This window comes from Stenotrophomonas sp. YJH_SMC_14-1 (genome assembly GCF_059372275.1).
On record NZ_JCAFVK010000001.1, the window covers coordinates 985,963 to 995,276 of the forward strand.

At 65.1% G+C, this 9,314-nt stretch carries 13 protein-coding genes; 5 read left to right on the forward strand and 8 right to left on the reverse strand.

What is annotated here, in order from left to right:
- Positions 1 to 19 precede the first annotated feature (19 nt).
- Positions 20 to 397 (reverse strand): DUF4180 domain-containing protein, encoded by a 378-nt coding sequence (locus AC5P9P_RS04810; protein ID WP_049403163.1) that lies wholly within the window; start codon positions 395 to 397, stop codon positions 20 to 22.
- Positions 398 to 542: 145 nt separating this feature from the next.
- Here AC5P9P_RS04810 and AC5P9P_RS04815 point away from each other — a divergent pair, with 145 nt between their 5' ends.
- Positions 543 to 1,829: an alpha/beta hydrolase family protein gene (locus AC5P9P_RS04815; RefSeq protein WP_049403164.1), complete on the forward strand. Its 1,287-nt coding sequence runs from the start codon at positions 543 to 545 to the stop codon at positions 1,827 to 1,829.
- A 54-nt stretch (positions 1,830 to 1,883) separates the two neighbouring features.
- On the opposite strand, the gene AC5P9P_RS04820 is transcribed toward AC5P9P_RS04815, so the two are convergent.
- Genes AC5P9P_RS04820 through AC5P9P_RS04830 form a run of 3 tightly spaced genes read right to left on the reverse strand, consistent with a single transcriptional unit; the run spans position 1,884 to position 3,126 of the window.
- Positions 1,884 to 2,342 (reverse strand): SRPBCC family protein, encoded by a 459-nt coding sequence (locus AC5P9P_RS04820; protein ID WP_005409329.1) that lies wholly within the window; start codon positions 2,340 to 2,342, stop codon positions 1,884 to 1,886.
- A gap of 2 nt (positions 2,343 to 2,344) precedes the next feature.
- Entirely contained in the window at positions 2,345 to 2,659 is a 315-nt protein-coding gene (locus AC5P9P_RS04825; RefSeq protein ID WP_005416268.1) for an ArsR/SmtB family transcription factor, read from the reverse strand.
- Between the two features lie 11 nt (positions 2,660 to 2,670).
- Positions 2,671 to 3,126: an SRPBCC family protein gene (locus tag AC5P9P_RS04830; RefSeq protein WP_353088822.1), complete on the reverse strand. Its 456-nt coding sequence runs from the start codon at positions 3,124 to 3,126 to the stop codon at positions 2,671 to 2,673.
- 164 nt (positions 3,127 to 3,290) lie between these two features.
- Between AC5P9P_RS04830 and AC5P9P_RS04835 the strand changes: the two genes are divergently transcribed.
- The 4 genes from AC5P9P_RS04835 to AC5P9P_RS04850 all read left to right on the forward strand — a co-directional run bounded on the left by AC5P9P_RS04835 (position 3,291) and on the right by AC5P9P_RS04850 (position 6,946).
- Positions 3,291 to 3,815 (forward strand): GNAT family N-acetyltransferase, encoded by a 525-nt coding sequence (locus tag AC5P9P_RS04835; protein WP_111188224.1) that lies wholly within the window; start codon positions 3,291 to 3,293, stop codon positions 3,813 to 3,815.
- Between the two features lie 94 nt (positions 3,816 to 3,909).
- Positions 3,910 to 5,679 carry an oleate hydratase gene (locus AC5P9P_RS04840; protein WP_495232613.1) on the forward strand — a complete coding sequence of 590 codons (1,770 nt, stop codon included), beginning with the start codon at positions 3,910 to 3,912 and terminating at the stop codon, positions 5,677 to 5,679.
- An 86-nt stretch (positions 5,680 to 5,765) separates the two neighbouring features.
- Positions 5,766 to 6,353 (forward strand): TetR/AcrR family transcriptional regulator, encoded by a 588-nt coding sequence (locus AC5P9P_RS04845; RefSeq protein ID WP_049395871.1) that lies wholly within the window; start codon positions 5,766 to 5,768, stop codon positions 6,351 to 6,353.
- 92 nt (positions 6,354 to 6,445) lie between these two features.
- Positions 6,446 to 6,946 carry a hypothetical protein gene (locus AC5P9P_RS04850; protein ID WP_414497908.1) on the forward strand — a complete coding sequence of 167 codons (501 nt, stop codon included), beginning with the start codon at positions 6,446 to 6,448 and terminating at the stop codon, positions 6,944 to 6,946.
- An 11-nt stretch (positions 6,947 to 6,957) separates the two neighbouring features.
- On the opposite strand, the gene AC5P9P_RS04855 is transcribed toward AC5P9P_RS04850, so the two are convergent.
- The 4 genes from AC5P9P_RS04855 to AC5P9P_RS04870 all read right to left on the reverse strand — a co-directional run.
- Positions 6,958 to 7,425 carry a chemotaxis protein CheW gene (locus AC5P9P_RS04855; RefSeq protein WP_495232614.1) on the reverse strand — a complete coding sequence of 156 codons (468 nt, stop codon included), beginning with the start codon at positions 7,423 to 7,425 and terminating at the stop codon, positions 6,958 to 6,960.
- A 97-nt stretch (positions 7,426 to 7,522) separates the two neighbouring features.
- Entirely contained in the window at positions 7,523 to 7,966 is a 444-nt protein-coding gene (locus tag AC5P9P_RS04860; protein WP_495232615.1) for a BLUF domain-containing protein, read from the reverse strand.
- 95 nt (positions 7,967 to 8,061) lie between these two features.
- Positions 8,062 to 9,063 (reverse strand): transcriptional regulator FtrA, encoded by a 1,002-nt coding sequence (gene ftrA / locus AC5P9P_RS04865; protein WP_495232616.1) that lies wholly within the window; start codon positions 9,061 to 9,063, stop codon positions 8,062 to 8,064.
- A gap of 124 nt (positions 9,064 to 9,187) precedes the next feature.
- The coding region (locus AC5P9P_RS04870; RefSeq protein WP_495201759.1) for an integrase core domain-containing protein at positions 9,188 to 9,314 on the reverse strand (127 nt) is incomplete at its 5' end.

Consider the following 9,314-nt stretch of genomic DNA (forward strand, 5'->3'; position numbering starts at 1 on the left):
GCGAGCGTGGGGGCGGCGTTCAGCCGGTGCTGGCGGGGGCCGGCAGGCGTGCCAGCAGGGCGTCCCAGTCGGCCACGAAGCAGCCGTTGTGCCCACGGTTGCACTCGGTGATCCACGCGTCCAGCGACTCGCTCTGTGCGCGGTAGCCGCTGACATCGCCCAGGACGGCGAAGTGCAGGCGGTAGTTCACCAGCATCTGCAGCCATTGCCCGGCCATGCCGGAGCGCAGCTCGAAGAAGTCTGCCGATAGGCGCTGCACCGGCACGGCGATCCACTCGGCCTGGTGCCCAAGGGCATCGCCGACCAGGTCGCGCAGGGCGTTGCCATCCAGAAGCGGGCCTGTATCGGCGCTGCGCAGGACGCGGGTGCTGCCGATCTGTTCGACATGTGTGTGCATCGTGCGCTCTGAGGTTCGTATCGTCCGCCCAGTATGGCCATGGGAGAGGCCAACAGTAAGCAGATGCAGCATGAATCTCGCGAACGAACGCGCTAGGCTGCGCCGGGCGCCCGCACGAGGCGGGTTCACGATACCGGGAAAGGGCATGGCAGGGTGGAAAGGACGTTCGTTGTTGATGGCGGTGCTGGTGTGTTCGGGTCTGCCGGCCGCGGCCGCCGAGCTGTGCACGGCCAGCGCCTACGGTGACGGGCAGGGCAACATCGTGGTGCTCGGCGCACCCGCTGCGGCACCGGCCACGGGCCAGCGCTATCTGATGCTGGACGGGCGACGTGGCGCCACCGGTGATGCCAACGCGCCGGTGAGCTGCAGCGGCGATGTGGTCAGCTTCAGGACGCCTGCGGGAGCCACGCAGCGCTGGCAGCGACTGCCGACCCGCGATACCGATGCAACGTTCATCAGTGCCGGAACAAAACTGGTCGGGCAGCTGATCGAACCAGCTGGTCCGGCCGACTCCAAACGGCCGTTGGTGGTGCTGGTGCACGGCTCGGAACGCACGATGGCGGTGGCGGCCATCTACCAGCGCATGCTGGTGGCCCAAGGCATTTCGGTGTTCGCCTACCAGAAGCGTGGCACCGGCGATTCGGAAGGCGAGTACACCCAGAACTTCGAGCTGCTGGCTGACGATGCAGCGGCGGCGCTTGCCAAGGCACGTGAGCTGGCGGCGGGGCGATTCGGTCAGGCCGGCTACTTCGGTGGCAGCCAGGGCGGGTGGATCGCGCCGCTGGCGGCGACGCGCTCGCAGGCGGATTTCGTGGCGATCGGTTTCGGCCTGGTGGTGTCGCCGATCGAGGAGGACCGCGAGCAGCTGTTCGACGAGGCACGCCGCATGCAGCTGGATGCAACGGCGATGAAGCAGGTCGGCCAGCTTTCAGACGCGACCGCGCAGTTGATGCGCACGCATTTCAACGAAGGGTTCGAGGCACTGGCCAGGGTGCGTGCGCAGATCGGTGCCGCGCCGTGGGCGAAGACGATCAACGGCGAATACAGCGGCGATATGCTGCGCATGAGTGACGCTGACCTGCGCCGGATCGGTCGCGCGCGATTCGACAACCTGGAGCTGATCTGGGACTACGACGCCGAGGCCGCGCTGCGCCGCCTGAAGGTGCCGTTGCTGTGGGTGCTGGCCGAGCAGGACCGCGCCGCGCCGATTGCCGCCACGCGTTCGATCCTGTCGCGACTGCGCGCGTCGGGGCAACCGATCGACACCTACCTGTTCCCGGATACCGACCACGGCATGGTCGAGTTCCGCACCGATGCCGAGGGCAACCGGGTGTCGACGCGGATCACCGACGGCTACCTGCGCCTGCTGGCAGATTGGATCAAGCAGGATGTGCATGGCAGTTATGGACGTTCGCGCAGATTGAGCGATTGACCGGATGGGGAGCGCTGGCGGCGGATGGCGCGCCGCCGCCGATTGCGGCACGACTCAGTTCGGCTTCGCAAATACGTCCAATCCCTTGCCGGTTTCCAGCAGCGACTTCAGGCTCGACAGCACGATCGGCCAGCCCTGGCGGATGCCGGTATCCATGCCGCTGCCCGGTTCCAGCTCCTCATGGGTAACCGTCAGCCGCACCATGTCCTGGTAGGGCACGATGTCGAAGGTGACGCGGCTGTAGGCATCCGGGTTGTCGGCCTGCGAGGCGGCGGCCCAGGTGATGACCAGGCGCGAGGGCGGGGTGCTCTCCACCACTTCACCGACCAGCTCGACCGAGCGCGTTTCGTTGGCACGCACGTGCTGCCAGCGCGAGCCGGGCTTCCAGTCCGAGACGTTCTCGTGGCCCCAGTAGCGGCTGGCGATCTCGGGGCGTGTGATGGCCTCGAACACCTTCTGTGGCGTGGACGCGATGTAGATCACGTGGATGAAGCGGGTTGACTCTGCAGACATCGTCATTCTCCTTCCAGTTCGCGTTTCAGGTCATGCAGCAGGCTCAGGCGCTGCTGCTCGAACTTGCGTACCCAGCGTTCGTAGACTTCATGCAGCGGCACCGGGTTGATGAAGTGCAGCTTCTCGCGGCCACGGCGCACAGTGCTGATCAGGTTGGCGTCTTCCAGCAGGCCCAGGTGCTGGGTGACCGATTGCCGGGCCATGTCCAGGTGCTCGCACAGCTGGCCCAGGGTCTGGCCGTTGTCTTCGCAGAGCAGATCCAGCAGCGTCCGGCGCGTGGGATCGGCCAGCGCCTTGAATACCTTGTCTGCATTCATGCGGGACGTCTTCAGTTCCAGTTGTCGATCCTGACGTCGTGGGGGTTGGGTTGGCCGTTGCCGGTTTCCAGCAGTGCCTTCAGGCTCATCAGGAACACCGCCCACTTGGTGCTGCAGTGGGAGGTGAACTCGACGCGCTCTTTCCAGCCTTCATGGGTGAACAGGACGATGCAGTAGTCGCCTTCCTGTTTCAGCGCGAAACGCGCATGCGTGCCGATCCATTCGGCAGGGCCGGCCAGGAACTTCCAGAGCACCAGCTCGCTGGGAATGAGCTGTTCCAGCTGCATTTCCATGGCACCGATTTCCTGGCCGTTATTGGTGAAACGGGCCTTGACCGAGCCGCCGGCTTCGCGGTCGCCATGGGTGTCTTCAGCCCACCAGGCGGCGACGCCTTCGGGGGTGGCCAGCGCCTGGTACACCTGGCTTGCGGGGGCCTTGATGCCGACCCTGTGTGCGATATCCACCATTGCAGGTTCCTCGCATGGGCAGGCAGGTGCCGCCCTTGGGATGGACTATATGCAGGTAAATGCCTGCATGTCAAATCCGGCCCAGGGACTTCCGACCCTGGTAGTGCTGGCCGCTGGCCGACATCCTCGTGACAGCTGATTGACGCGTTGACAGGAGTACGTGCATGACTGAAACAGGAGAGGACACCTTGACCATCCGCCGCGCCAGTGCGGCAGATGCCCCTGCGGTGCTGGCGCTGTTCGATGAGGTGATTGAATGGTTCGTGTCCATTGGCAATCTGCAGCAATGGGGCAGCGAGCTGTGGTCCACGGTGCCGCGCCGGGTCACCCAGGTGACCGATGCGTGCGCGCTGCCTGGCGCATGGGTGGCCCAGAACGAGCAGGGTGAGGTGCGTGCGTTCCTGGCGCTGGGCGAGTCGATGCCCTATGTGCCGGCGCCCGATGGGCCGGAGCTGTACGTGCGGGTATTGGTGGCCTCGCGTGATGCGCGCGTGCGCGGCATTGGCCGTCGCCTGATGGCGTTTGCCGATGAGCAGGCGCGCGCTGCCGGCCTCGACCATCTGCGCGTGGACTGCTATGGCGGAGGCAGCGGTGATCTGGTGCGCTTCTACGAGTCCTGCGGCTACACGCGAATTGCGCCGTTCAACGTGGACGGCTGGCCAGGCATGCTGCTGGGCCGCCAGCTCTGACGCCGCTGCGTCATTCGGTCGCAGCATGCATGCAGGAATCGGTACATCGGTTCGGCGCTAGAGTGGGGTCACCCCCTCCAGGAAGGAGCAGCGCATGTACTACAGCAGTGGCAACTACGAAGCCTTCGCGCGCCCGCGCAAGCCAGCCGGTGTCGATGGCAAGCGCGCCTGGTTTGTGGGGTCGGGGCTGGCCTCGCTGGCCGGCGCCGCGTTCCTGGTGCGCGATGGGCGCATGGCCGGTGAACGCATCACCATTCTTGAACAGCAGCAGATTCCTGGCGGTGCGCTGGATGGCCTGAAGGTGCCGGAAAAGGGTTTCGTGATCCGTGGTGGCCGCGAGATGGAAGATCATTTCGAGTGCCTGTGGGACCTGTTCCGCTCGATACCGTCGCTGGAGATCGAAGATGCCAGCGTGCTGGACGAGTTCTACTGGTTGAACAAGGACGACCCGAACTATTCGCTGCAGCGCGCCACCATCAATCGCGGCGAGGATGCACACACCGATGGCCTGTTCACGCTGACCGAGCAGGCACAGAGGGACATCGTCGCGCTGTTCCTGGCCACCCGTCAGGAGATGGAGAACAAGCGCATCAACGAAGTACTGGGCCGTGATTTCCTGGACAGCAACTTCTGGCTGTACTGGCGAACTATGTTCGCGTTCGAAGATTGGCATTCGGCGCTGGAGATGAAGCTGTACCTGCATCGCTTCATCCACCATATCGGCGGCCTGCCGGATTTCTCGGCGCTGAAGTTCACGAAGTACAACCAGTACGAATCGCTGGTGCTGCCGCTGGTGAAGTGGTTGCAGGACCAGGGCGTGGTGTTCCAGTACGGTACCGAGGTGACCGACGTCGACTTTGATCTGCAGCCGGACCGCAAGCAGGCCACGCGCATCCATTGGATGCATGACGGTGTAGCCGGTGGCGTGGATCTCTGCGCGGATGATCTGCTGTTCATGACCATCGGTTCGCTGACCGAGAACTCGGATAATGGCGACCACCACACTGCGGCACGCCTGAACGAAGGCCCGGCGCCTGCCTGGGACCTGTGGCGCCGCATTGCCGCGAAGGATGACGCGTTCGGGCATCCGGATGTGTTCGGCGCGCACATTCCAGAAACCAAGTGGGAATCGGCAACGGTGACCACGCTGGATGCGCGCATTCCGGCCTACATCCAGAAGATCGCCAAGCGCGATCCCTTCAGCGGCAAAGTGGTGACCGGCGGCATCGTCAGCGTGCGCGACTCGCGCTGGCTGATGAGCTGGACGGTGAATCGCCAGCCACATTTCAAGAACCAGCCCAAGGACCAGATCGTGGTCTGGGTGTATTCGTTGTTCGTGGATACGCCCGGCGACTACGTGAAGAAGCCGATGCAGGACTGCACCGGCGAGGAGATCACCCGCGAGTGGCTGTACCACCTGGGCGTGCCGGTGGAGGAGATCGACGAGCTGGCGGCGACCGGCGCGAAGACAGTGCCGGTGATGATGCCGTACATCACGGCGTTCTTCATGCCACGCCAGGCAGGTGACCGCCCGGACGTGGTGCCGGAAGGTGCGGTGAACTTCGCTTTCATCGGCCAGTTCGCCGAATCGAAGCAGCGCGACTGCATCTTCACCACCGAGTACTCGGTGCGCACGCCGATGGAGGCGGTGTACACCTTGCTGGGGATCGAGCGTGGCGTGCCGGAGGTGTTCAATTCCACGTATGACGTGCGCTCGCTGCTGGCCGCGACCGGGCGCCTGCGTGATGGCAAGGAACTGGACATTCCCGGGCCAGCGTTCCTGCGCAACCTGCTGATGAACAAGCTGGACAAGACCCAGATCGGTGGTCTGCTGCGCGAGTTCAAGCTGGTGCAGGAGAACTGAGCGGGGCGTGGGTAGCGCCGGGCCATGCCCGGCGAGCCCGGCAGCGGGTAGTTGACAGCGTTTCAACCTACTAGTAGGTTGGCGACATGAAAGAGTCGCTCTCGCCCAAGGCCCAGGAGATCCTGACCCATGCCCGTTCGCTGCTGGAGGCCGGTGGCTACAACGGTTTCAGCTACGCCGACGTGTCCGCGCGGGTGAACATCAGCAAGGCCAGCATCCATCACCACTTCCCCAGCAAGGCGGACCTGGTGCGCACGGTGGTTGAACTGTACCGGGCCGAGGCGCGCGAAGGCCTGGCGCTGCTGGACCGGCAGCTGGACGACCCGCTGCAGGAGCTCAACGCCTATGTGGAGTACTGGTCCAGCTGCATTGCAGGGGGGACGTCGTCGTTCTGCATCTGCGCGATGCTGGCAGCGGAGGCGCCGATGATCCCTGCGGAGATTGCCGATGAAGTGCGCGGGCATTTCGAGGATCTGAGCGGGTGGCTGACGGTGACGCTGGAGAAGGGCGCGGCGCTGGGCCAGTTGCGCCTGCAGGGTTCCCCCGCGGACGAGGCCAGGGCGTTCATGTCCTCGGTGCACGGCGCGATGCTGGCCGCGCGCGGTTTTGGTGACGCGGCGACCTTCGCGGCACTGGCACAGTTGGCGATCGCGCGGGTGAGTGCGGCGCTCTGAGAGATGTGTGGTGGGCCTGCGGCGACGCGGGCCTTCTTTTTGAGTCCAATGCCTACCTACTAGTAGGTTCATTCTATCCCTGGAGATGTCCCATGTCCCACCCTCTGTCCACGCTTGGCGTGATCCATACCGCTGTCAGCCTGATCCCGGTGTTGAGTGGCCTGTATGCCTTCATTCGCCATCGCGCAATCGATCCCGCCACGCGCGCGGGCAAGCTGTACCTGGTGGGGCTGGTGCTGTCGGTGGCCACCTCGTTCACCGTGTCCAGCACGGGCGGGATCAACCCCGGCCACGCATTCGGGGTGATCGTGCTGCTGGTGGCATTCGGCGGCGTGCTGGCCGCGCGGCTGCGCTGGCTGGGGCGCGCAGCACCTTATGCATCGACGTTTGCGCTGTCTTTCAGCTTCCTGCTGTCGTTGGTGCCCGGCGTCAACGAAACGCTGACCCGCGTGCCGGCAGCGCATCCGATTGCTGCCGCGCCGATGGCCCCGGTGGTGCTGCACACGCTGCTGGGATTGGCTGCGGTGTTTGTGCTGGGCTTTGCCGCGCAGTGCTGGCGCATGCGGTCTCAACCGGTTCGCAGGCGCCCTTGAGCAGAGGCACCTCAGTCCCGCACGGCCATTTCAGCCAGCAACGACTGCGGTTCGATCAGCGCAGCCGAACGTGTGGCATCCACCCGAACATGCCGGCTGCAGAAGTTGAACACCCGACCCTCGGCAGGCGCGGATACGTCTGGCGTTGCGTCCGGCGTCTCGATCTCCAGCACTTGATCCACCGCCAGCGCCAGGGTTGCGCTACCGGCGTTGATCAAGAGCACGGCAGGGCTGCCGCCACCGAATGCCGGTTGACCGCTGAGCCTGCGCAGGTCGGCTACCGGCAACGGCTGCGCCCGTACCTCCAGGGTCCGCCGGCCCTGATGATCTGCGGGGCCGAAGGTCTCGGGGCCGCGTATTTCCACGGCAGCCTGGACGTCGATCGCGAACAGGGCCGTGCCTGCACGCAGGACGACGACCTCGAACAACTCGGCGGGCGAGGCACGTGTTTGCGTTGAAGGTTGAGCGGGTACAGGCATGCTGTGGATCTGGCAGGAACGATGGGTAACGCGGGTTGAATGATGACGTGTGCAGGGAGCACGCGGCCGCGTGTGACTACGCGCGCAAGGCGGCGGTTCAGCTGGATCCGACGGAGGCATGGTGTGCACTGAGCGGGCCGATGCGCGGAAAGTGCGGACGCAGCAGGCCGACGAGCTGATCCATGCCTGGAACGGAATGGCCGAATTCGTCCCATCGCGCATTGACCAGCCCGGACACGACGATCTGCCCGGTCTCGATGCGGGTCATCGCCCAATAGGGAACAGCACGCGTGCTGATCGCCATGTCCAGTACCGGCACGATGGCAGCATGCGATCGGCTGTCATGGATGCGGCGCTTGACCGCCTCCAGCCCGTCGGGAGGGCCTTCGACGTACTGGAAAAACCGGTGCCCATCGACGAGCAATGCACCGGTCACGTCCATCCGGCGATTGAACGCGGCGGATCGGGAAACGATCTGGCGGAGGGTTTCATCGGAAAGCCCAGCCGACATGTGGCTGGAGTAAGCAAATGCGTGGAGCATGGAAGGGGCTTCGTGTGACGCACATCACTATACGTGGGTCTCCACCGTCCGCCGTGAGCCTTTTCTCACGTGGAGCTTGAGAGCGCTGAGCTGGATCAGCAGCCCACCAGCCGATCCGCGCCAATTCCGCCGCGATGCTGGCTGCGGTATTCGGTGGGACTAGCGTCCACCTGGCCGCGGAAGTGCCGGCGGAACGACTCCTGCGAACCAAAGCCCGCCTGTTCCGCGATCCACTGCAGCGGCCGGTCGGTGGTTTCTAGCAGCTCACGGGCGTAGGCCACGCGCTCGCGGATCAGCCAGTCGATGGGCGACAGGCCGGTGGCCTCCAGGAACTGCCGCTGCAGCGTGCGCTGGCTGAGCGCGGCCTGATCGGCGAGGCTGCCCAGCGAGTGCGGCTCGCGCAGGTTGCGGCGCATCCATTCCATCAGCTTTGCCAGGCGCGTGGGCTCGCCATGGGGAATGGCGCGGCTGACACGCTGGCTGCGTTCGGCATCACGCCACGGCGCCAGTACCAGCCGTTCGGCCACCAGATTGGCCACGCGCGCACCGTAATCCTTGCGCACCATATGCAGCATCATGTCCATGCCGGTGGCCGAGCCGGCCGAGGTGATGACGTTGCCGGTATCGACGTACAGCACGTCTTCGCGCACATCGATGCGCGGAAAGTCGCGTGCCAGCGCTTCGGTGAGGCGCCAGTGGGTGGTGGCCGGGCGGCCATCGAGCAGCCCGGCCCACGCCAGCACGAAGGCACCGGAGCAGATCGAAGCGATGCGCGCGCCACGGCCGTGGGCACGGATGAGTGCATCAAGCAGCGCCTGTGGCGGGCGCTCGCTGGGCTCGCGCCAACCGGGAATGACGATGATGTCGGCGTCATCAACTGTGCTGAGGTCGTAGGGAAGCTGCACCTGCGTTCCGCCAAGCATGCGCAGCGCACCGGGTTCACCCGCGCACAGCTGGGTGCGGTACCAGGCCACGCCGAGTTCCGGCCGCACCGGCGCGAACAGGCCAACCGCACAGCCGAACTCGAACAGGCCTTGGCCGTGGCAGGCAACGATGGCGACGAGCGGTGCGCTGGGATCGGTGGGTGGGCTGGGCATGGCTTGATGCTACGGGTGCAGATGCGGGGCGCTGCGTGGTGCGAGGGCATGAAGTGATGCCTGTGGAGCATGTACACAGGGGCATTCGCCTGGCTTGGGGCGCCCGACGGGGTAGAGTCGACTGTTAGTTGTGTAAACCCACCACGTTGTTCAGCGGGATTCTGGAAATAGGCGGTTGGCTGCCGATCCCCATGTGGGGTCGGTGCCAGTTGTAGTAATGCAGCCATTCAGGCAGCACGGCATCACGTTGC

What these genes read in the sequence shown, in the direction of transcription:
- AC5P9P_RS04860 (WP_495232615.1), bottom strand. Translation starts at nt 7,966, where the DNA reads ATGCTCCACGCATTTGCTTACTCCAGCCACATGTCGGCTGGGCTTTCC.
- AC5P9P_RS04850 (WP_414497908.1), top strand. Translation starts at nt 6,446, where the DNA reads ATGTCCCACCCTCTGTCCACGCTTGGCGTGATCCATACCGCTGTCAGC.
- AC5P9P_RS04845 (WP_049395871.1), top strand. Translation starts at nt 5,766, where the DNA reads ATGAAAGAGTCGCTCTCGCCCAAGGCCCAGGAGATCCTGACCCATGCC.
- AC5P9P_RS04815 (WP_049403164.1), top strand. Translation starts at nt 543, where the DNA reads ATGGCAGGGTGGAAAGGACGTTCGTTGTTGATGGCGGTGCTGGTGTGT.
- ftrA (WP_495232616.1), bottom strand. Translation starts at nt 9,063, where the DNA reads ATGCCCAGCCCACCCACCGATCCCAGCGCACCGCTCGTCGCCATCGTT.
- AC5P9P_RS04830 (WP_353088822.1), bottom strand. Translation starts at nt 3,126, where the DNA reads ATGGTGGATATCGCACACAGGGTCGGCATCAAGGCCCCCGCAAGCCAG.
- AC5P9P_RS04840 (WP_495232613.1), top strand. Translation starts at nt 3,910, where the DNA reads ATGTACTACAGCAGTGGCAACTACGAAGCCTTCGCGCGCCCGCGCAAG.
- AC5P9P_RS04835 (WP_111188224.1), top strand. Translation starts at nt 3,291, where the DNA reads ATGACTGAAACAGGAGAGGACACCTTGACCATCCGCCGCGCCAGTGCG.
- AC5P9P_RS04825 (WP_005416268.1), bottom strand. Translation starts at nt 2,659, where the DNA reads ATGAATGCAGACAAGGTATTCAAGGCGCTGGCCGATCCCACGCGCCGG.
- AC5P9P_RS04820 (WP_005409329.1), bottom strand. Translation starts at nt 2,342, where the DNA reads ATGTCTGCAGAGTCAACCCGCTTCATCCACGTGATCTACATCGCGTCC.
- AC5P9P_RS04855 (WP_495232614.1), bottom strand. Translation starts at nt 7,425, where the DNA reads ATGCCTGTACCCGCTCAACCTTCAACGCAAACACGTGCCTCGCCCGCC.
- AC5P9P_RS04810 (WP_049403163.1), bottom strand. Translation starts at nt 397, where the DNA reads ATGCACACACATGTCGAACAGATCGGCAGCACCCGCGTCCTGCGCAGC.